This is a genomic window from Pedobacter sp. (assembly GCF_965249885.1).
In the GTDB taxonomy this organism is placed as follows: Bacteria; Bacteroidota; Bacteroidia; order Sphingobacteriales; family Sphingobacteriaceae; genus Pedobacter.
In genome coordinates this window covers 2,216,342-2,237,054 of the sequence record NZ_OZ252254.1, presented here as the reverse complement: position 1 = coordinate 2,237,054, position 20,713 = coordinate 2,216,342, and the positions used below count along the sequence as shown (strand labels likewise).

Below are 20,713 nucleotides of genomic sequence, written 5' to 3'. Positions count from 1 at the left end.
CGTTTTTTATCTGATAGGTTTGGGAATTACCACCAAACTTTCGTGCCCATTTTCATCTACGGATTGTACCCCAAAAAAATAATTATCCTTCGAATAGTTTAAGGTAGCCTGATTTTCCTTCACGAAAAATTTACGTTCCCAAAACGGACTAGTGGTTTCTCTCATCAGCACATAGTAGCCATAAGGAACTTTTCCTTTTGGAGCATCCCATTTCAATTGCGTTTTATTGGTAAGCCCCGAAGTTACCACGCCAACATTTTCTGGCTCTTGTGTTGACAGCGCTAAATTGGCCATTACCGACATATTCATCCGAGTTACTTTCTGCAGATAAGTATAATCCACGTACTCTGGTAAATCACCAAATTTAAAGCCGTTCTCTGTTCTGATATCTTGATGCTGTCTGTTGAAATCTTCGTTCATTTCCGTAATTCGAACAGCAGTAAATCCCTGCAGTGAAAAAGAAGTATGATCCCCGCCTCGTAAAAAACGATCTCTTCTATAAATCAGCTTCACGTCTAACTGATCTACGTATCGCTCTGCGACTTCTTTGATATACCTGGCCGCTTGGCGAGCATTACCATCGTTTTCGGTCCCAGCAGATTGTCGTGCCGCAGCCTGCGCTGGGGTTTCTAAAGCAGACACACCTTCGCTAAATACACGCACACTCCTGTTGTCTTTGAGGTCAGTTTCCATTCCATAAGAATTACCAACAATATCGTTATTCAACAACAAATGAACATTCCAGCCTTCTGCCTTAGCTCTTTTAGCCAAATTAGCAGCTCCGTATAGGCCTTGCTCCTCGCCTACAAAAGCAACAAAAACCAAAGTACAGCTAAATTGATGCTTGCTCATTACACGAGCCATCTCCATCACCGCAGCCACACCAGAGGCATCATCGTTCGCTCCCGGAGCAAAATCTTTGACGTTCATCACGTCGGTTACCCTAGAATCGTAATGCCCTGATACCATCAGCATTCTTTTGTCACTAGGATCAGTGCCTGGCAAAACAGCCATTACATTTTTTAACACCACAGGTTCTTTGATACGGCGACCATCCGCCGGTTGCGTAAAAGTGTCGAAAGAAACTTGCAATCTGCCGCCACTTTCAGCAGCATATTTTTCGAACTCGCTTTTGATCCAATTTCTTGCTGCACCAATACCTTTAGTTTTACTCAGTGTATCACTTAAGGTATGTCTGGTATGGAAAGAAACCATTTTTCTAATTAAGGTTTCCAAATTACTTGCCGACACTTCGTTAAGCATGCCTCCAATTTTCGGATCTCTCACGTCTGTTTTTTGCGCAAAGCTCACTTGCGAAGTGATAACGAATAAGCCTCCGAGTAATAATTTTCTAAAAAATTTCGTCATAGTTACCAGTTGTAAAATTCTGAATAGAAAGTTACAACTATTTAGCATTAGCTGTAAATTCACACCATATTGTTACTTAACCTAAACTAATTATTTTATGATAAAGAAATTTACCATTGGCGCATTGGCCGTTGCATTTTCTTTCAATGCAATTAACGTTAATGCGCAAGAGCCTGTTAACACAGAGGCCATTCAAAAAATCAGAAAAGAAGGCTTGGACAACTCGAAAGTAATGGACATTGCTTTCCAAATTACTGACGTGATTGGCCCACGCCTAGCCAATTCGCCCGGCATTAAAAAAGGTAGAGATTGGGCAGTGAAGTATTTCAATGAGTTAGGCCTTAAAAACGTTAAACAAGAAAGCTGGGGTGATTTTGGCAAAGGCTGGTCGGTAGAAAGATACTACGCAGCAACTACGGCACCTTTTTACCGTCCAATTATTGGCTATCCTAAAGCTTGGACGCCTGGCACTAACGGCCCAATCAAATCAGAAGTGATATTAATAAAAGCCGATACCGTTACTGATTTAGAAAAATACAAAGGCAAATTAGCTGGTAAAATTGTGGTAATTGAATCGGTAATGGTGCAACCGCTAAAAAACTCTTACACACCTGACGTAACGCGTCACACTGATGAGAAGTTAGCTGAAATGGCTGCTGCTGAGCCTGCTGCTCCAGGTCAAGGCCGTGGCAACAGAGGTGGCAATAACAACCAAATGGCAATGATGATGCGTATGCGTCAAAACCGTGCTGCTATTAATGAAATGCTCCTTCAAGAAAATGTAGGCTTAATTTTAACTTACGCCCGTGGTAGCTACGGCACTTTTTTTACCAGCAATGGAGCATCATACGCAGTTGATGCTAAACCAGTAGCTCCTGAGTTAGAGGTTTCTGCAGAAGATTTCTTGCACATTTTACGTTTGCTACGTGCTGGCCAGAAAGTAGAAGTTGAAGCTGACGTTAAAACCACTTTTTATCCTCAGGATGCAAAAGGCTATAACGTAGTAGCTGAAATTCCGGGTACTGATAAAAAATTGAAAGATGAAATTGTGATGATTGGTGGCCACTTTGATTCATGGCACTCTGGAACTGGCGCAACTGATAATGCAGCCGGCTCTATCGTAATGATTGAGGTAATGCGTATTTTGAAAGCCATCGACTTTAAACCGAAAAGAACCATCAGAATTGCACTTTGGGATGCTGAAGAACAAGGTCTATATGGCTCTAGAGGTTACGTGAAGCAACACTTTGCCGACCCAACCAAAATGGAGTTATTGCCAGAGCATGGAAAATTAAGTGCTTACTATAACTTAGATAATGGTACCGGAGCTGTACGTGGAATTTACCTACAGGGCAATGCTTCCGCTAGAGATATTTTCCAAGCGTGGTTAAATCCGTTTGCTGATTTAGGTGCTAAAACAGTTACCATTAATAACACTGGCGGTACAGATCATCAAGCTTACGATGCTGTTGGCTTACCTGGATTCCAATTTATCCAAGATCCAATGGACTACAACACACGTACACACCACACCAACCAAGATACTTACGATAGATTGGTAGAAGATGATTTGAAGAAATCAGCAACAATCATTGCTTCTTTCGTTTACCATACTTCTGAGCGTGCTGAAAAAATTCCACGTAAAGAATTACCAAAACCAGTAGCTCCTAGAAATTAACATGCAACAACGATGCCGCCCTCAAGGTGGCATCGTTGTTTTTAGGGATTTATATGCTAATTGGAAGCTTTAGAAAGCCCTGTTTCAAATTCAAAAACCAATTCCTCTGTCAATTTAGCTCCATTCCAAAGTGTCAAATAACTTTTAATGTAGTTCATATCGAAATTTGAATTTATCAGATGCTTCTTTTCTCCATCCCCTCCATTAATACCGTCGGCCCCATTTAAGCCATTTTCACCGCGTGGTCCTGCGTAGCACCTTCCATCACACCAACTACAGCCACTTCTACCGGGATTTCCGCCTTCGCCACCTTCACCGCCCGAAGCACCAAAACCTTTGTAACCACCTTTTCCTCCGTTTGAGATAAAAGAGAAAAAATAATCATTGGGAGTGTTAAAACCATGAAATCTAAATTCAAATTTACCGCCATTTCCTCCATTACCACCGTTACCGCCGTCGCCTCCCTTTCCGCCTCGCCCACCTTTATGTCCATTTCCACAGCCACTTCTACAATCAATCGTGCCAGACGAGCAATTACGCCCTCTATCTCCTTGTGCTCCTTTTCCACCCACCTTTCCATTGCCGCCTTTTCCTCCAGCTTGGCCAGTTAAATCTATAGACATAGGACCGCCAATAGTTTTAACCTTATCAGTAACAAACATTACACATGTTGCCGCATCCAATCCGGCACCGCCGGCATGTCCATTTTCACCATTGGTGTTTCCGTCATTTCCAGAAACCGCCACTTGGTTGTCTCCCGAAAATGAAATTATTTGAGATTTTTCATGCTCATACTCGTTGCAAACAATTGTTGTATTTGAAGAATTGAGCACAATTTTAGAATTAATGAGATTTAGCTTATGAAAAGCAAAAAACACCTTTTGATCATCTAAAGGCAAGGTTAAGGTTGCGTTTTTCAATGTTAAGCTTCCCCGCAGCTGTAACTTCGTGTAAAGTTGATTTACATTTGAAAAATCACTCGGATCTAAAAGAGCCGCAAAAGGTGCATGAGCATCAAGCACCGACTGGATGCTTAAATTGCCTGTTAGTTCAATACTTACCATATCCATTTAATTAGAGTTAAAGATTTACGATATTAAATTTAAGCTCATAAAAAGCTTATTTCTAAGCAAATACGCGTTCCTTAAAAGCCCAAACCACCAATTGATATGCATTTCTAAATCCCATTCTCTTCACCATATTCCTCCGATGTGTTTCAACTGTTAACTTGCTAATAAACAGTATGCCTGCTATTTCTTTGCTACTATAGCCTAGCGAGATTAACTTTAATATTTCAATTTCTCTTGCGCTAATTGTACCATGAGGAAAATCATTGTTAATTTGAATTGTCATTGCTCTTTTTTTATCCAAAATTATTTAGAGCCAAGTATTTTAAGTGAGCTGATAATACCCTAACTTACAGGGTGTTTTTACGGTACTGAAGTAGTTTAAAAAGCACGAGATTTGGAAAAAAATAGATATAAACAATCATGATTATCAAACTAAACAACGAAGAAAAAAAAATTACGGGTAAACCTTTCAAAAAAGCTGAAGTTAAGGAAATGGTTAAAGCATACAGGCGAACCATTGTTGACCCTAAAAAAGAATTTAAATTTGCGCATTTCACAGTGAAGGAAGTGCTGCAATTATGCATAGAGAACAATGTTTTGCCAGAAAGCGTATTAAAACTACTAAAAACACCAAGTGTTGGCTCAGAATATGGTGTTAAAATATATATGGGCAAACATGTGTCTGAAAATACCTGCCCAACCAATCGAGTTCCCGACTATTTAGGCCTTAATACTGCTATTTTATGTAATACCGAAGTGATCAAATTTAAACACTATTTGGATATGCTTGATGACGATAAATCAATCTCAATTCCCTTAGTGCCAGATCCAGGAGATGCAATAGACCAAGCAACGATATGCCCTCCAGACTGTCCTGAAGAAACTTACCCCGACCCGAAAGATGGATATGACCTAGGTGCATAATTTGTATGGATTTATTAAAGATACCTTTTTCTATCATTATAGAATGGATGTGCTTTTTTGCATCCATTCTATTTATTCCTAAAAAAGTACAGCCAAGCTATTGGAAGGCATTTATCGTGTATTTAGGCATTTTAGCCATATTCGAAACTTGTGCCCATTTAGTTGTTAAAACATTTCCAACCTTTAAAAGCAACCATGTCCTTTACAATGGGTTTTTACCTATCTATTGCTTTTTCCATTTTTGGATATTTTCAAAAGTTATCAATCTAAAGAGAATTAGAATCATTTGCTTAACACTAGCTGCTCTGTTATCTATTGGATATATGATCGAGTGGTATCATCAAGGCTTCGGCTCATATTTTTATAGAACAAATACTGCCTTTAGCGGGCTGGTAGTTTTACTTTGTATCACCTATTATTTTAGCCTTTTTAAGCAGGAGGAATATCATGATATTTTAAAAGATGCTGCGTTTTGGTTCGTTACAGGCTGCCTTATATTTTACGCAACTAATACTACTGTAAATGCCTTTTTTGCCGAAATCATTCGTGTAAAGATAAAGGGACAATTATCCATTCGTTATGCAATAATGAATATCTTAAATATCCTGATGTACAGCTGTTGGATGAAATCATTTTTATGCTTAAGGAACAAACGAATTTATACACGAGCATCATTCTAATATCGCTCATTTTCTTTATCATAGTTATAGGAATTATAGTACTGGTAATTACCTATTACCGAAAAAAAAGAACACATCTGGAAGAAAAGAAACTGCTTAACCAAAAGTTTGAATCAGAGCTATTGAAAACGCAAATAGAGGTTCAAGAACAAACCATGCAACTTATTGCCAGCAATTTACACGATAACATCGGACAACTGCTAAGTCTGACCAATTTGACCTTAGGCTCTGTTAATGTTAGGGAAGAGGAAAAGGCAGAGAAAAAGATCGACACCTCAATTGAGCTGGTAAATAAATCTATCAGTGAATTAAGGGCCCTTGCCAAGTTACTTCATGGTGAGCAGTTATTAGAATTAGGCATTGCCGCAGCTATTGAACAGGAAGTAAGTTGGCTAAGCAAAGCTGAAATTTACCAGGTTCAGTTTGAAAACGAGATGAAAGGAACGAGCCTGTTATCTCCACAAAAAGATCTCGTGATTTTAAGACTTTTCCAAGAGATTGTAAACAACATAGTTAAACATGCGCTGGCTACAAAAATTGAGATTAAACTGCATCAACAGGAAGATTGGATTTTTTTAAGTGTAGACGAAAATGGAATTGGTTTCGATTATGATGAAGCGAGAAAGAAAAATAATGGTTTAGGATTATATTCCATCGAGAAAAGAGTTAAAATGATCGGAGGTTCTTTCGATCTTCAATCTTCAATAAATAAAGGCACAAAAATTATTATCCAAATACCGTACCCATAAAATGAACGCAGAAAAAATAAAAATAGCTTTGGTTGATGACCACACCCTATTCAGATCAGGTTTGGCAAATCTGCTAACTGAATTTGACGAAGTAGATATTGTTTTTGAAGCAACCAATGGGACAGATCTGCAAGCAAAAATTAAATCCCAGCCAAATGTGCAAGTGATATTAATGGATATTAACATGCCAGTTATGGACGGTTTTAGCACCACCAAGTGGATCAAAGACAACTATCCGAAGAGCTATATTTTGGCATTAAGTATGTTTGAGGATGAAAAATCAATTATCAATATGATTAAAGCTGGTGCAAATGGCTACCTGCTTAAACAATCAAAACCTCTTGAAGTAATTACCGCCATCAAGCACATTGTAGAAAAAGGCTTCTACGTAAACGAACTAGTGACCGGTCGCTTATTGGTTTCGGTAAAAAATGATCATCCCGCTTTTACACTCACTGAAAGAGAACTCACATTTTTGCAACATTGCAGCACCGAACTTACCTACAAAGAAATTGCTGCTTTGATGAACGTTAGTCCACGCACAGTAGATAACTATCGCGAATCGCTCTTTTTAAAACTAAACCTAAAATCAAGAACAGGCCTGGTAGTGTACGGCATTAAAAACGATTTGATCAAAATCTAAGTTGGTTCATTGGTTCATTGGTTCATTGGTTCATTGGTTCATTGGTTCATTGGTTCATTAAGCTGAATCTGTGACGATTTGATGGTTTAATTACGCTCCAAAAACTCTCCTTTTTCCGTAATCTCCTGGATAAAATTTGCCAAAAAATTTTGATAACTAAAATATTAGTTATACATTAGATTAAGATATCTAATTAGTTAGGTGCTTTGCAAGGCCCTCACTTAAAAATTTACAATAATGGAAATTAAAGATTTAACAAGAGCAGAGGAACAAATTATGCAGGTAATGTGGCAGCTAGAGAGCGCTTTCGTAAAAGAAGTAATCGACCAGCTACCTGAGCCGAAACCGGCTTACAATACCGTATCAACCATTGTGCGCATTTTAGAAGTAAAAGGCTTTGTAGGTCATGAGGCTTTCGGTAAGGCGCACAAATATCATCCGCTGATTTCAAAAGAAGAGTACAAGAGACATGCTACCGAAAAACTTTTGGGCAACTATTTTGAAAACTCTGTTGAAAGTATGTTTTCATTTTTCGTAAAAGAAGAAAAGCTTGACTTAAGCGACGTGGATGAAATCCTCAAAATGATTAACAAATTCAAAAACAAACCGAAATGAGCTGGTCACACTATTTACTGCAAGTTAACATCTATTTGGTAGTTTTTTATGTCTTTTATAGACTATTGCTTGCAAACGAAACCTATTTTGTATTAAATAGGGTTTACCTGATTTGTGCTGGTATTTTCTCACTGGGCATACCATTTATCCAATTAGATTGGTTTAGCGAACGGGAAATTAGCCAACAGATTTATGTCAGTGTTGATCAAATTAACCAATTTATAGGCAATGCTTCTGTTGTAACCGAAGAGAAAAACTTCAATTGGGGCAACGCCATTGTATTGGTTTACTTGCTAGGTGTACTTCTTTTCTCGATGCGTTTTATTGCACAGTTAATTGGGGTAACAAAAATGCTTAAGGATTTTACTAGCGGATTGGCATTTTCGTTTTGGAACAAAAAAGTAGTTGCTGAAAATCTACCAGAAGCGGCTACAGTGCATCATCATGAGGATATACACATCAAGCAATTTCACACCGCCGACGTCATTTTCTTCGAAATTTTAGGAATTGTTACATGGTTTAATCCCATCATCTATTTTTACAAAGCAACCGTAAAAGCTATACATGAATATTTAGCAGATGAAGCTGCTGCCAAGTTTCAAGGCGACAAAGAAGCTTACTCTATGCTTTTACTCAATCAGGCTTTTGGCATTAACGTTAACACGCTCACCAATGGGTTCTTTAAAAAATCGATGATCAAAAAAAGAATTTTTATGCTTTACAAAGAAAGATCAAAAAAGACGGCCATTATAAAGTATGGCATATTCGTACCATTGTTCGCATCAGCTTTGCTATTGTCATCGGCAACTATTAGTAAAAACGAACAAATTTTGGCAGCCGCAAGTGAAATCCCACTGAACGAAGTGAAGACTGTTGTTTCGGAAACACTGGAACTCCCAAAAGAAAAGCCCACGGAAGTGCGCTTAGCCACTAAAGTCATCGCTAAAACAGCGAAAAATGATAACTACGAAGCATTTTATAAATTTTTAGGCAACAATATCAAGTATCCAAAAGAAGCAATTAACAACAATGTGCAAGGCAATTTAGTGGTAAGCTTTAGTGTTAAAAATAAGAAAATTGAGGCTGTTGTAGTGGAGCCGAAAATTGGCTATGGAGCGGATGAAGAAACGGCAGCAACAGTAGCCAAGTATAGCGGCGATGTATTTACCGATGGTAAGTATAGCATGCGTGTAGAATACAGATTGAATGGTGCATATACCGAAATATTTAACCAAAATGCAGTGCCGAAACAAGGCTACAATACACTTAATCCCATCACTATTATGGGCTATGCAATAGGCAACCCGGAAGATAGGATCTATAGCTTCGTCTCTCTAAAAAACCCTCCTAACTATCCCGGCGGAATTGTAGAATTTTACAAATTTTTAGGAGCCAATATCAAGTATCCAAAAGAAGCAGCTGAAAACAATATCCAAGGCAATGTGTTTGTATCGTTTGTTGTAGAAAAAGACGGCTCTGTAACCGATATTAAAATTGATAGGAAATTAGGCTACGGGACAGATGAAGAAGCTGTTAGGGTACTTAAACTTAGCAGGAGATGGAACCCTGGTCTTCTTGATGAAAAACCAGTGAGAACGAAATATAGTATTCCCATTAAGTTTGCGCTAAATAACGGTCAAAAAACTATGCCTAAGGCAATGGGCGAAAAAGTAGACGTAGCAACCTTTTTCAATAGAGCAACATTTCCTACTGATAATGCACCGCTCATTGTGTTAGACGGCAAACTGTTCGACGGACAGATTAAAGACATAAAGCAAGATGACATTGAAGCCATAACGATATTGAAAGACCAATCGGCCGTTGCTTTATACGGCATTTCCGCAAAGAATGGAGCTATTTTGATCACAACCAAAAATGGTCCTAAAGCAGTAACAGTAAAACCAAAAGATAACAATTAACGTGAGTTAATATTTAAGCCCTTCATTGTGAGTTACAAACCGTTCCATAGCTATACTAACTTACGCTTAAGATTGCTTATCCGAATTATCGGGGCAGGCTGTACCTCGTAATGACGATATCTGCTAATCTAAAGCAATTCATATATTGTTAGGTGGCTCAAATACCCAAACTCAATAATAACATATACTGAATTTCAAAAGCCCACAGGCCAATAACAAACAAAAAGCCCTGCCAAAAAAAAAATCGGCAGGGCTTTTAAATATCTCCTATGTCTCGGACAACTAAAGTTAAGTAATTAATTTCAATTTTCCGAATTTACTATGCTCGCATACAATCAATTACGACTGGAACATTTTGCCTTTTACCTTACGTTCGTTCTCTGTTAAGAAAATTTTACGTAAACGCATACTTGCAGGAGTTACCTCAATATATTCGTCAGCTTGGATGTATTCCATTGCCTCCTCTAAAGAAAACTTAATTGCCGGTGCAATACGAACGTTATCATCAGAACCTGAAGCACGCATGTTGGTTAAGGCTTTACCTTTAACGGCGTTGATCACTAAATCGTTATCACGAATGTGCTCACCCAAAATCTGACCTTCGTAAACATCCACACCTGGATCAACGAAGAAACGACCACGATCCTGTAATTTATCGATAGAGTAAGCAGTAGTTTGACCTTTATCCATAGAAATCAATACCCCATTCATACGACCAGGAATAGTTCCTTTCCAAGGCTCGTAAGCTTTGAAACGGTGTGCCATAATCGCCTCGCCAGCGGTAGCAGTTAAAACGTTGTTACGCAAACCAATAATACCACGAGAAGGAATTTCGAACTCCAAGTGCTGTAAATCGCCTTTTGGCTCCATAATCAACAACTCACCTTTACGTTGAGTTACCAATTCAATTACTTTACCAGAAACCTCAGCAGGTACATCTACAATTAAAGTTTCAACTGGCTCATGTTTTTTACCGTCGATTTCTTTTACAATTACCTGCGGTTGTCCTACTTGTAACTCGTAACCTTCGCGGCGCATCGTTTCAATTAAAACCGACAAGTGAAGGATACCTCTACCGTACACCAACCAAGCATCAGGAGATTCCGTTTCCACCACTTTAAGGGCCAAGTTTTTCTCCATCTCTTTCAACAAACGATCTTTGATACGTTGCGAGGTTACCAATTTACCTTCTTTACCAAAAAATGGCGAGTTGTTGATCGTGAACAACATGTTCATCGTTGGCTCGTCAATTTTGATTACTGGTAATTGTTCCGGCGCTTCGAAATCAGCAATAGTATCACCAATATCAAAACCGTCAATACCTACAACGGCACAAATATCTCCCGATTTAACCTCGGTAGTTTTTACCTTACCTAAACCTTCGAAAGTATATAATTCCTTAACTCTTGATTTTACCAATTTGCCATCACGCTTAATTAAGGTAACTGGCTGGTTTTCTTTGATGGAACCTCTGTGTACACGGCCAATAGCAATACGACCTACGAAAGAAGAATAATCTAACGAAGTGATCTGCATTTGCAAAGTACCATCGTTTACTGGCGCTGCAGGAATGTGCTCTACAATAGCGTCCAATAATGGGAAAAAGTTATCTGTTGGCTGCTTGTAATCGGTGCTCATCCAACCATTTTTAGATGAACCATAAATTACAGGGAAATCCAACTGCTCTTCCGTAGCTTCCAAGTTGAAGAACAACTCAAAAATTTGCTCGTAAACTTCTTCCGGGCGGCAGTTTTCTTTATCAACCTTGTTTACCACTACAATTGGTTTCAAACCTAAAGCCAAAGCTTTTTGCGTTACGAAACGAGTTTGTGGCATAGCGCCTTCAAAAGCATCGCAAAGCAAAAGCACGCCATCAGCCATTTTCAATACACGCTCAACCTCACCACCAAAATCGGCGTGACCAGGAGTATCGATAATGTTAATTTTAACGTCTTTATATTTTACAGAAACGTTTTTAGAAACGATAGTGATACCGCGTTCGCGTTCCAAATCGTTATTGTCCAAAATCAAATCTCCGGTTTCTTCGTTATCACGAAAAATAGAACAGGCATGTAAAATTTTGTCAACCGTGGTGGTTTTACCGTGGTCAACGTGTGCTATAATAGCTATGTTTCTAATCTTTTGCATTGTATGCGCTTGTATTTAAGGGCGCAAAGGTAGCAAAAAAAGCTGAAAGCCGAAAGCAAAAAGCACATTAAAAGCTGTTAAGTTTTTGTAAATCAATTGCATCGCATATCGGCAATGAAAGTCCCGCTTTTTGGCTTTAGTCCGCTACCTCGCTACGCTTTGGTATGCGGGCTACCGCCTGCAATCGGGTTTAGTTCACAAAATTCTTACTAAATTAGGGCAACAAACAGCTACCTTGCCATGTACCAAGCCAAACTAATTATCCATAGGGGCAAAAATCGTATTGCCGTTTATTTTGAAAACAAACCCGAATTTATTGAACGCTTTAAAAAACTGAAAGGCGCCACATGGAGCGCAACACTTAAGGTATGGCATTTGCCAGACACCCCAACTTATAGAAAGCAGTTTAAAATTGCGCCAGCTGCAACACAAAAAGATAATACCGAAACATTACTTAAGTTTAAGCAGTGGCTAATGAGCAGACGCTATAAAACACTATCCAAACTTATTTAAATGCCTTGAGCGTTTTCTTTCAATTTTTTAAAGACAAATTGCCTAGCCAAATTAACAATGAAGATATTATTGTTTTCAACCAAAAATATATCTTAACTAAGCAGCTATCATCATCTTACCAAAACCAAATGGTAAATGCTATTAAATTATATTTTGGCATCATTTTAACCAAAAAGATAAATATAGCGAAAATACATAGACCAAAACGCGAGAAAACCTTGCCCAATGTTTTAAGTAAAGAAGAGATAAAAGCCATATTAAATAGTCATATTAATCTAAAACATAGAGCTATGCTCAGCCTAATTTATGCCTGTGGCTTACGTAGAAGCGAGTTACTAAGTTTAAAACCGTCGGCCATAGATAGCAAAAGAGGTGTATTGCTAATTAAACTGGCCAAAGGCAAGAAAGACAGAATAGCACCGCTGTCTGAAAAATTATTGGTTTTACTTCGGGAGTATTATAAACTTTACACTCCTAAAACCTGGCTTTTTGAAGGGCAAGAACCCAATACCCCTTATTCTGAAAAAAGTTTACAAAGCGTACTAAAGCAAGCACTAATAAAAGCTCGCATTAATAAACCGGTGACTTTACATTGGCTAAGACACAGTTACGCCACACATTTGTTAGAAAGCGGAACCGATTTACGCTACATACAAGAGTTGTTGGGACACCGTAGCAGCAAAACTACAGAGATTTATACGCACGTAAGTACAAAGAGCTTACAAAATATAAAAAGCCCTTTTGACGATCTGTAATTTTGATTACATTTAACTGAATAAACACAGACAAATACAGTCTGTTTTGGTTGGCTTTGTCTGACAAAATCAGATGTATATGTTAGTTGGCAACCATATTATGACACCCTGCTACAATGAAAATTACGACAATATTAATATTAGCTGTTCTTCTTTCAAGTCTGAATCTTAATGGACAAAACCGAATTATTTTCGGTAGAGTGATTTCTGAGTATTTAGAACCACTTCCAGGGTTAGATATTGAAAACTCTGATAATGTAATTCTTGGAAAAACAGACATGGATGGATTTTTTAAAATTAGCATCCCTCAAGAAACTGATAGTTTGTTGTTTCGCTATGTAGGTATGGAATGGACTGACATTAGATTAAAGAAAGATTGTGATACAGTTGAAGTTGTAATGATGTATGATGGAACATATGATTTTATGACTTCTAAGAAAATCGATAGACTTCGTAAGAAACGATTTGATAAATTACTAACTGTCCATTCTGAAGCTGTAAGAAATGGACTTTTTAAAAATAACAATATCTGTTACGACAGAGATTTTAAAGCAGACAAGCCAGATTTAGACAGAATTAGCAGAGAATTAAAGGAATTCGGAAAAATAAATAAAAATGACTTTAAAGATTTAAATATTGGAGACATTGTAAAAATACCATTTGGATTAGATACATCGAAAAAAAGAATAAGTACTAATTATTCACCTTGTAGGAATTGTACAGATGAAGATTATGATTACGTAATTAAAGGAAAAATTATAAATAAACACAGAAGAAAGCTAATTCTAGAAATTAAAATTACAGAAATGCAGCCTTATGATTCTTTGGAATATAGAGGAAAGATTTTAAATGTCGGCAGTGATTTTAAATATGAGATGAAATACTTCGAAGTGATAATTGATAAATAAATACGGTTGCCAACACATGGTATAGTGCATGCGGGTTTCAGAGGTTCTCGAGCGTTTGTGGCTCGTAAAAAAAGCTGGTGTAAACTGATAGGAAATCGCTTCGTAATCCCGCACGACACCATACCATAAAACGTTGTGCGTCACCTTACAAAAACTATGCAGACAGAAGAACAATGTAAACCAAACCAACGATTTCTCTTTGCCGATGAATATTTTTCGGACAAAGCAATTGCAATTTGGCAAACTGAATGTATAAAACGTTGTAAAGACAAGCCGAAGGGACAAGCTTATGAAAAGTATATTAACTGGATACGAAAGGAGAATGAAATAGCTGTATTTACATTATACGCCTATGCAGACTTTGACATTCCTAAAAATTTTGATATTATATTTCATTTAGAGAATCCAAAAGATTTTATAAAAATTGACTATGAACTAACTCAAAGTATTCACGAAGCTTGGTTTCCATTAGACACAATTGACGATGGACATAAGCATCTTTGTGTGTTTTCGTTTGACAAAGCCATACCTGAAATACTTAAAACTTTGCATAAAGGGGACGACAAATTTTCAACTTCACCTAAAGCACAAAAGAAATTAGGTTTTTGTAATTCGAAAGACTTTGACGAAATAAAAACGAGCCTTGAAAAAAAACTTGAATTGAGGAAATTATATGGAGAAGAATGGTGGAAATATGACAATGAAGAATAAAAAGGCGAACGCACAACATCGGTTTGGCAATATGGCGGCTGAAGTGCTTCTATGAAACATTTGTACAAGTTTCAACATTCGTTCTTCTATTGAACTTTTGTGATAAAAATCCGCCACATCGCCAAGCCGAAAACCGTTATATGCTATGCTAAAAACGACCGTACATACATTCAACAACCTTGACAAATGGTTGTCCGACAACTTCTATTTTGAGGACGGACACGTTTTGGCAATCAAGGAAAATCCTCTTGAAATTATTGTTGGTTATAACGTTAAAGCAAACTATAAGGCAAATTCAGAAAGACACATTTTGCCCTTCAAAATCACTCCATCTAAAATTTACGAATGGACTTTTGACAAAGATGTGGTAAATGTTGGTGACGACAATTACATCGAATGTATTGAAGCAAGTGAAGTTGAAAATGGTGTTTGCATAGAATTCTCAACTCCTGCGACTTTTCGACTAGTAGCTGACAATCTCGAAATTGAAGAACAAGAATTAGTAAAAACGACTTTTAAGCCTTGGGCAAGCGAGACAGAAATGTATTTGACAACTGAACTTACAGAAATTCCAAGACCTGAATTTTGGAAAGAAAAATTAAGCAAATACGGACACTACATTTTGTTTCGTTTTTACGCAGGTGACGAAAGACAACCAGAACAAGTTCCATATCCAGACTACCAAGGCTACTACATACAACTTGCGGACAGAATTAGCTCGACACAAGAAGGAATTTTTCTAAAACATTTGAAAATGGAGAACGGAAAATTGAGTTTGAGTTTTGAAAATAAGGACGAAGAATTGAAAAATGTTTGGGACGACTTAACGATGGTTCTAGCAGACTTACCAAATGCTAAAATCAATAGCGGAAATTGTGAATTTACAGGAACAAATTGGAAACAGTATTTAACCGATAAAGTATTACCGACAACTGAATGAAAAGAAGCACAGCATATAACAAGGGTTCCTATGTAAAGCAGTTTTCCTAGAACCAAGTTAATCATTCCTTTTAAATATTCCAATAAATTGACATTTGGGGACTAAATTAATGCTCCTCAAACACCTCGATAATCATTAAGCTCAGGCTCCTATGTGTGGCTGCTTCTACGCGGAAACACCACCTGCACCCGTATGGTTGTATTGATTTTAAATACAGCTACCTGCTTTGCGGTGTGAAAGCATCAAGCTTCACAACCCATGTTTTGTAGTCTGGATTTTGTTTTTTGATGAGCTTTTAACAATTATGTTTTCTATATATATATCCTTTTTATGCCATAGCCTGTGGTTTTTGGTGATTGATCTGATAAGGTTTCCCTGTTTTGATAACCGACAGGATACGGTTCAATAATTTTCTGGCAATCTTAACTACAATACTTTTTGGGTTCTTGCCAATATGTGTACGGTAATAGGACTGCATCTGTGGATCTAGCCGCAGGGCAACCCAAGCAGCTTCTATAATATAACTACGTAGCAAACCTCGGCAACGTGGGGTTACCCCAAACACATTCTCTGTACCTCCGCTATTGCGCATCATCGGTACCAGTCCAATGTAGCTCGCAAAACTTGCCTCGTTGCCAAACCGCCTAATATCGCCCAGTTCGGCAATTAAGGCACTGGCCAAATAACCGCCAATACCCGGAATACTTTTAAGCAGATAATAATCCTGTTTATGGTGTTTACGGCAATGTGAACGTAGCTGGTTGGCCAGTTCCAGATATTCGCCATAGATAAACTCGTAAACACGCAACTTACTGTTTAGGCATTGCTGGCCTGTAGCAGAACGCCATTCGATGTGCTTAAGCCATTCGATAAACGACTTGGTCCAATTGGGATTGTCATGGGCCTCGGGAATTTTTATGCCCTGATAAAGCAGCAAGCTCTTGATGTGTGTTTTAGCCGACCGAAGCTGGCGGGTAATGGCAGCCCGATGCCTTAAAAGACTTTTTAGTTCGTCTTCCCAATCAGTTGGAATATGAATAGCCTTCAGTTCGCCCAACGATAGTTGCCTGCTCAGGTTACGGCAATCAAGTTTATCGGTCTTCTGGTAATATTGCTTGTTGCTGGTGGGCACATCTGCTGGGTTTACAACCGTTACATCCCAGCCCATCTGCATAAAATAACGTGCCGCACTAAAACCACAACAACCAGCCTCGTAGGTGAGCGCTATATCGTAACCGGGAAAGTTCCGCTCAACGTAATCATAAACCACTGAAGGGTCTGCCGGAACGGTGAAACTTTTGTGGTCGCTAATATCACTTCGGATATGAACCGACCAGCTTTTCTTGTGAATGTCGATACCAATGTATAACTTCGGTAAAGCAGTAATTTCTGTTGCCATATTTCAATTGTTTTGGTAGCTAATTAACGTTAGACTACATCTTTTTTGGATGGAACAGGATTGCTGCTTTTACATGGGTGCTTTGCGTCAGGCGGGCTGAAGTGCAAAATTCAACGGCAGTTTTTCAATTGAACTTTAGTAATAACATCAACTTTTGTGCTTCGATTTCCCGCCCGAACGGAAAGCCCGAAGACGTTATAGCCAATTATAAGATGATGAGTATATCAACAAATGAACGGAATTAAAAAACATAGAGGACTTAAGCGTTACTACAAAAATCTTGCTTCTAAAATTGATGATTGGTCTGGGTTAAATTTTACTGACCCAAAATTTGCTTGGTTTGACCTCTGGCACACACATTTCGACTGGCGAGGTTATGGAAATGAAAGTTTCAAAAAACGCAAGCCTCATTTAGACAAATTGTTCAGACATTTTGAATTGTTAGAACAAAAAGTAAAATGCTTGGAAACCGACTTTCAAATTTGGGCTACAATACTTGACAGTGAAAGTGCTAACGACGCATTATTTTTACATACGCCAAATCCAAATCATGACAATTTTCCTTGGATAATTAAACAGCTTAAAAAGGAAAGTACGTTGACCAATTCGAATTTGGATAAATATTTGAACGAATTACAAGGTTATGAAAAGCTTTACGGGCAGGCCGACGAGCCTTTCTGTGTACTCTATAAAAAGAATGTAGGTTTAATCAACTGGCTATAACAACAGGTTTAAGTTAAGCCTCGGGCGAAGTAAAAACTCCATAATTTGGAGTAATTTATTTAGATTAGTGAGATAGGTTCTGTTTTGCAAATAATAAGGCTCAACTTAAACCTGCAAACCGTTAGCTGGCATTTTACCGACAAACCTAAAAAAAAAGTATGAACTTTGACCCGACATATAATTATGGCGACACTGACCTAACAAATGACGAGAATTTAGTCCGCTGGAAATTTAGCGAACTAATAAAGAACCTAATAACCCTATCAAGTTCAGCAGAGCGGCAAGCAGAAATCATAGGAATTGGTGCGACTTGTGATGAAATGGCAATAGACTTTGACACTTACTTTACACTTGAATATCAAAATTATTTAGACAGTGGGCTCTTGACAGTTTCACAAGTTGAAAAACTTCAAGAACTGGACAATTATTTTGAAGATAGAAGTGGCGACAAATCGCCTGACTTTTGGGACGACTTCCTTTTGGAAAAAAATCCAGAATGGCAAAATGTTCGTCAAATGGCAAAGTATATACTGGAAGCATTAAATATGATTGATCTGACTATTGAATTTGATAGAACGGAAAAATATGAAACAACAAGATTGACAATACAAACAACAAAAACGAGACTGGTAAAACAAAACGCCAGCTAACAAGGGTTCCTATGTAAAGCAGTTTTCCTAGAACCAAGTTAATCATTCCTTTTAAATATTCCAATAAATTGACATTTGGGGACTAAATTAATGCTCCTCAAACACCTCGATAATCATTAAGCTCAGGCTCCTATGTGTGGCTGCTTCTACGCGGAAACACCACCTGCACCCGTATGGTTGTATTGATTTTAAATACAGCTACCTGCTTTGCGGTGTGAAAGCATCAAGCTTCACAACCCATGTTTTGTAGTCTGGATTTTGTTTTTTGATGAGCTTTTAACAATTATGTTTTCTATATATATATCCTTTTTATGCCATAGCCTGTGGTTTTTGGTGATTGATCTGATAAGGTTTCCCTGTTTTGATAACCGACAGGATACGGTTCAATAATTTTCTGGCAATCTTAACTACAATACTTTTTGGGTTCTTGCCAATATGTGTACGGTAATAGGACTGCATCTGTGGATCTAGCCGCAGGGCAACCCAAGCAGCTTCTATAATATAACTACGTAGCAAACCTCGGCAACGTGGGGTTACCCCAAACACATTCTCTGTACCTCCGCTATTGCGCATCATCGGTACCAGTCCAATGTAGCTCGCAAAACTTGCCTCGTTGCCAAACCGCCTAATATCGCCCAGTTCGGCAATTAAGGCACTGGCCAAATAACCGCCAATACCCGGAATACTTTTAAGCAGATAATAATCCTGTTTATGGTGTTTACGGCAATGTGAACGTAGCTGGTTGGCCAGTTCCAGATATTCGCCATAGATAAACTCGTAAACACGCAACTTACTGTTTAGGCATTGCTGGCCTGTAGCAGAACGCCATTCGATGTGCTTAAGCCATTCGATAAACGACTTGGTCCAATTGGGATTGTCATGGGCCTCGGGAATTTTTATGCCCTGATAAAGCAGCAAGCTCTTGATGTGTGTTTTAGCCGACCGAAGCTGGCGGGTAATGGCAGCCCGATGCCTTAAAAGACTTTTTAGTTCGTCTTCCCAATCAGTTGGAATATGAATAGCCTTCAGTTCGCCCAACGATAGTTGCCTGCTCAGGTTACGGCAATCAAGTTTATCGGTCTTCTGGTAATATTGCTTGTTGCTGGTGGGCACATCTGCTGGGTTTACAACCGTTACATCCCAGCCCATCTGCATAAAATAACGTGCCGCACTAAAACCACAACAACCAGCCTCGTAGGTGAGCGCTATATCGTAACCGGGAAAGTTCCGCTCAACGTAATCATAAACCACTGAAGGGTCTGCCGGAACGGTGAAACTTTTGTGGTCGCTAATATCACTTCGGATATGAACCGACCAGCTTTTCTTGTGAATGTCGATACCAATGTATAACTTCGGTAAAGCAGTAATTTCTGTTGCCATATTTCAATTGTTTTGGTAGCTAATTAACGTTAGACTACATCTTTTTTGGATGGAACAGGATTGCTGCTTTTACATGGGTGCTTTGCGTCAGGCGGGCTGAAGTGCAAAATTCAACAGGAGTTTTTCAATTGAACATCAGTAATAATATCGGCTTTTGTGCTTCGAAATCCCGCCCGAACGCAAAGCCCGAAACGTTGGTGGCAAGCTTAAACAACACGTAGTAATGAAAATAACGCAAGACAAAAATTTCCATAAGTTATTTGAAACTGACATTTATCTTGTTGGACATATTTTTGAAACTACTTACCTTATTGACAAGACAAATGAATACTCAATAATCTTAGGAGACTCCTACGGAGACCCATCTTGCGCATTAATCGACAAAGACAACAAATGGTGTTTGGTTGGTGGCTCGACTTTAATTCTGTGGACACCAGACAATACAGTAGAAATTAAAGATGATAACTTATATTGGGCTTCTAAACTTAGGCAGACAGACACAAATAAAGCTCATATTCTTATTGACCGTTGGGCTAATAATTCATCAATTTGGGAAATAGATATCAATTCTACTGAAAGAAAAAAATTATCGGATTTTGACAATTACAAAAACAAAGAGTTCACAGAAAATATCGATTGGTAGTAAAATAAAATGAATGAAAGTAAAATCATATTTTGACGAATTTTAGGCAGGAAATAAAACAACAATGACAAACAGAACAAAAAAGCCCGCTACCAACAAGGGTTCCTATGTAAAGCAGTTTTCCTAGAACCAAGTTAATCATTCCTTTTAAATATTCCAATAAATTGACATTTGGGGACTAAATTAATGCTCCTCAAACACCTCGATAATCATTAAGCTCAGGCTCCTATGTGTGGCTGCTTCTACGCGGAAACACCACCTGCACCCGTATGGTTGTATTGATTTTAAATACAGCTA

21 protein-coding genes are annotated in these 20,713 nt (G+C 38.2%); 15 read left to right on the top strand and 6 right to left on the bottom strand.

From position 1 onward, the window contains the following. Positions 1-6 precede the first annotated feature (6 nt). Positions 7-1,368 carry a M20/M25/M40 family metallo-hydrolase gene (locus ACY2A0_RS09605; protein ID WP_461789239.1) on the bottom strand — a complete coding sequence of 454 codons (1,362 nt, stop codon included), beginning with the start codon at positions 1,366-1,368 and terminating at the stop codon, positions 7-9. Positions 1,369-1,465: 97 nt separating this feature from the next. Between ACY2A0_RS09605 and ACY2A0_RS09600 the strand changes: the two genes are divergently transcribed. Further along, positions 1,466-3,046, top strand: coding sequence for a M28 family metallopeptidase (locus ACY2A0_RS09600; RefSeq protein ID WP_461789238.1), 1,581 nt, complete (start codon positions 1,466-1,468; stop codon positions 3,044-3,046). 56 nt (positions 3,047-3,102) lie between these two features. Here the strand turns inward: ACY2A0_RS09600 and ACY2A0_RS09595 are convergent, their stop codons facing one another. Further along, the gene (locus ACY2A0_RS09595; RefSeq protein WP_461789237.1) at positions 3,103-4,116 is read right to left on the bottom strand and encodes a hypothetical protein; all 1,014 of its coding nucleotides are present in this window, start codon (positions 4,114-4,116) and stop codon (positions 3,103-3,105) included. A 55-nt stretch (positions 4,117-4,171) separates the two neighbouring features. Then, entirely contained in the window at positions 4,172-4,399 is a 228-nt protein-coding gene (locus ACY2A0_RS09590) for a response regulator transcription factor (protein WP_461791430.1), read from the bottom strand. A 137-nt stretch (positions 4,400-4,536) separates the two neighbouring features. Between ACY2A0_RS09590 and ACY2A0_RS09585 the strand changes: the two genes are divergently transcribed. The 6 genes from ACY2A0_RS09585 (at position 4,537) to ACY2A0_RS09560 (ending at position 9,646) form a co-directional block, all read left to right on the top strand. Continuing rightward, a complete protein-coding gene (locus tag ACY2A0_RS09585; RefSeq protein ID WP_461789235.1) occupies positions 4,537-5,040 on the top strand; it encodes a hypothetical protein in 504 nt (167 codons plus the stop codon). A 5-nt stretch (positions 5,041-5,045) separates the two neighbouring features. Further along, positions 5,046-5,720: a hypothetical protein gene (locus ACY2A0_RS09580; protein ID WP_461789234.1), complete on the top strand. Its 675-nt coding sequence runs from the start codon at positions 5,046-5,048 to the stop codon at positions 5,718-5,720. Beyond that, the gene (locus tag ACY2A0_RS09575; protein ID WP_461789233.1) at positions 5,678-6,469 is read left to right on the top strand and encodes a sensor histidine kinase; all 792 of its coding nucleotides are present in this window, start codon (positions 5,678-5,680) and stop codon (positions 6,467-6,469) included. The genes ACY2A0_RS09580 and ACY2A0_RS09575 overlap by 43 nt, the downstream gene beginning before the upstream one ends. Before the next feature lies 1 nt (position 6,470). After that, on the top strand, positions 6,471-7,112 hold the full coding sequence (locus tag ACY2A0_RS09570; RefSeq protein WP_461789232.1) for a response regulator: 642 nt from the start codon (positions 6,471-6,473) through the stop codon (positions 7,110-7,112). Positions 7,113-7,349: 237 nt separating this feature from the next. Then, on the top strand, positions 7,350-7,727 hold the full coding sequence (locus ACY2A0_RS09565; protein ID WP_113639318.1) for a BlaI/MecI/CopY family transcriptional regulator: 378 nt from the start codon (positions 7,350-7,352) through the stop codon (positions 7,725-7,727). After that, entirely contained in the window at positions 7,724-9,646 is a 1,923-nt protein-coding gene (locus ACY2A0_RS09560) for a TonB family protein (RefSeq protein ID WP_461789231.1), read from the top strand. Before ACY2A0_RS09565 ends, ACY2A0_RS09560 begins: the two co-directional genes overlap by 4 nt. Positions 9,647-9,985: 339 nt before the next feature. On the opposite strand, the gene typA is transcribed toward ACY2A0_RS09560, so the two are convergent. Continuing rightward, positions 9,986-11,794: a translational GTPase TypA gene (typA, locus tag ACY2A0_RS09555; protein ID WP_461789230.1), complete on the bottom strand. Its 1,809-nt coding sequence runs from the start codon at positions 11,792-11,794 to the stop codon at positions 9,986-9,988. A 240-nt stretch (positions 11,795-12,034) separates the two neighbouring features. Here typA and ACY2A0_RS09550 point away from each other — a divergent pair, with 240 nt between their 5' ends. The 5 genes from ACY2A0_RS09550 (at position 12,035) to ACY2A0_RS09530 (ending at position 15,621) form a co-directional block, all read left to right on the top strand. Continuing rightward, positions 12,035-12,307, top strand: a complete 273-nt coding sequence (locus ACY2A0_RS09550) for a hypothetical protein (protein ID WP_461789229.1) — start codon at positions 12,035-12,037, stop codon at positions 12,305-12,307. A 5-nt stretch (positions 12,308-12,312) separates the two neighbouring features. Continuing rightward, positions 12,313-13,062: a tyrosine-type recombinase/integrase gene (locus ACY2A0_RS09545; RefSeq protein ID WP_461789228.1), complete on the top strand. Its 750-nt coding sequence runs from the start codon at positions 12,313-12,315 to the stop codon at positions 13,060-13,062. Positions 13,063-13,178: 116 nt separating this feature from the next. Further along, positions 13,179-13,970, top strand: coding sequence for a hypothetical protein (locus ACY2A0_RS09540; protein WP_461791429.1), 792 nt, complete (start codon positions 13,179-13,181; stop codon positions 13,968-13,970). A gap of 156 nt (positions 13,971-14,126) precedes the next feature. Continuing rightward, positions 14,127-14,681: a hypothetical protein gene (locus ACY2A0_RS09535; RefSeq protein WP_461791428.1), complete on the top strand. Its 555-nt coding sequence runs from the start codon at positions 14,127-14,129 to the stop codon at positions 14,679-14,681. 145 nt (positions 14,682-14,826) lie between these two features. Beyond that, positions 14,827-15,621 (top strand): hypothetical protein, encoded by a 795-nt coding sequence (locus ACY2A0_RS09530; protein ID WP_461791187.1) that lies wholly within the window; start codon positions 14,827-14,829, stop codon positions 15,619-15,621. Between the two features lie 328 nt (positions 15,622-15,949). On the opposite strand, the gene ACY2A0_RS09525 is transcribed toward ACY2A0_RS09530, so the two are convergent. Further along, on the bottom strand, positions 15,950-17,020 hold the full coding sequence (locus ACY2A0_RS09525) for an IS110 family RNA-guided transposase (protein ID WP_461791193.1): 1,071 nt from the start codon (positions 17,018-17,020) through the stop codon (positions 15,950-15,952). 231 nt (positions 17,021-17,251) lie between these two features. Between ACY2A0_RS09525 and ACY2A0_RS09520 the strand changes: the two genes are divergently transcribed. Then, a complete protein-coding gene (locus ACY2A0_RS09520) occupies positions 17,252-17,743 on the top strand; it encodes a hypothetical protein (RefSeq protein ID WP_461791427.1) in 492 nt (163 codons plus the stop codon). 158 nt (positions 17,744-17,901) lie between these two features. Next, entirely contained in the window at positions 17,902-18,393 is a 492-nt protein-coding gene (locus tag ACY2A0_RS09515; protein ID WP_461791426.1) for a hypothetical protein, read from the top strand. Between the two features lie 309 nt (positions 18,394-18,702). Here the strand turns inward: ACY2A0_RS09515 and ACY2A0_RS09510 are convergent, their stop codons facing one another. Then, positions 18,703-19,773: an IS110 family RNA-guided transposase gene (locus ACY2A0_RS09510; RefSeq protein ID WP_461791193.1), complete on the bottom strand. Its 1,071-nt coding sequence runs from the start codon at positions 19,771-19,773 to the stop codon at positions 18,703-18,705. 223 nt (positions 19,774-19,996) lie between these two features. On the opposite strand from ACY2A0_RS09510, the gene ACY2A0_RS09505 reads away from it, so the two are divergent. Further along, positions 19,997-20,416, top strand: coding sequence for a hypothetical protein (locus tag ACY2A0_RS09505; RefSeq protein ID WP_461791425.1), 420 nt, complete (start codon positions 19,997-19,999; stop codon positions 20,414-20,416). Positions 20,417-20,713: the final 297 nt, after the last annotated feature.

Coding starts and splice junctions, on each gene's coding strand:
- ACY2A0_RS09515 (WP_461791426.1), top strand. CDS start 17,902: ATGAACTTTGACCCGACATATAATTATGGCGACACTGACCTAACAAAT.
- ACY2A0_RS09530 (WP_461791187.1), top strand. CDS start 14,827: ATGCTAAAAACGACCGTACATACATTCAACAACCTTGACAAATGGTTG.
- ACY2A0_RS09575 (WP_461789233.1), top strand. CDS start 5,678: ATGCTTAAGGAACAAACGAATTTATACACGAGCATCATTCTAATATCG.
- ACY2A0_RS09550 (WP_461789229.1), top strand. CDS start 12,035: ATGTACCAAGCCAAACTAATTATCCATAGGGGCAAAAATCGTATTGCC.
- typA (WP_461789230.1), bottom strand. CDS start 11,794: ATGCAAAAGATTAGAAACATAGCTATTATAGCACACGTTGACCACGGT.
- ACY2A0_RS09560 (WP_461789231.1), top strand. CDS start 7,724: ATGAGCTGGTCACACTATTTACTGCAAGTTAACATCTATTTGGTAGTT.
- ACY2A0_RS09605 (WP_461789239.1), bottom strand. CDS start 1,368: ATGACGAAATTTTTTAGAAAATTATTACTCGGAGGCTTATTCGTTATC.
- ACY2A0_RS09585 (WP_461789235.1), top strand. CDS start 4,537: ATGATTATCAAACTAAACAACGAAGAAAAAAAAATTACGGGTAAACCT.
- ACY2A0_RS09580 (WP_461789234.1), top strand. CDS start 5,046: ATGGATTTATTAAAGATACCTTTTTCTATCATTATAGAATGGATGTGC.
- ACY2A0_RS09595 (WP_461789237.1), bottom strand. CDS start 4,116: ATGGATATGGTAAGTATTGAACTAACAGGCAATTTAAGCATCCAGTCG.
- ACY2A0_RS09505 (WP_461791425.1), top strand. CDS start 19,997: ATGAAAATAACGCAAGACAAAAATTTCCATAAGTTATTTGAAACTGAC.
- ACY2A0_RS09570 (WP_461789232.1), top strand. CDS start 6,471: ATGAACGCAGAAAAAATAAAAATAGCTTTGGTTGATGACCACACCCTA.
- ACY2A0_RS09520 (WP_461791427.1), top strand. CDS start 17,252: ATGAACGGAATTAAAAAACATAGAGGACTTAAGCGTTACTACAAAAAT.
- ACY2A0_RS09535 (WP_461791428.1), top strand. CDS start 14,127: ATGCAGACAGAAGAACAATGTAAACCAAACCAACGATTTCTCTTTGCC.
- ACY2A0_RS09510 (WP_461791193.1), bottom strand. CDS start 19,773: ATGGCAACAGAAATTACTGCTTTACCGAAGTTATACATTGGTATCGAC.
- ACY2A0_RS09540 (WP_461791429.1), top strand. CDS start 13,179: ATGAAAATTACGACAATATTAATATTAGCTGTTCTTCTTTCAAGTCTG.
- ACY2A0_RS09590 (WP_461791430.1), bottom strand. CDS start 4,399: ATGACAATTCAAATTAACAATGATTTTCCTCATGGTACAATTAGCGCA.
- ACY2A0_RS09600 (WP_461789238.1), top strand. CDS start 1,466: ATGATAAAGAAATTTACCATTGGCGCATTGGCCGTTGCATTTTCTTTC.
- ACY2A0_RS09565 (WP_113639318.1), top strand. CDS start 7,350: ATGGAAATTAAAGATTTAACAAGAGCAGAGGAACAAATTATGCAGGTA.
- ACY2A0_RS09525 (WP_461791193.1), bottom strand. CDS start 17,020: ATGGCAACAGAAATTACTGCTTTACCGAAGTTATACATTGGTATCGAC.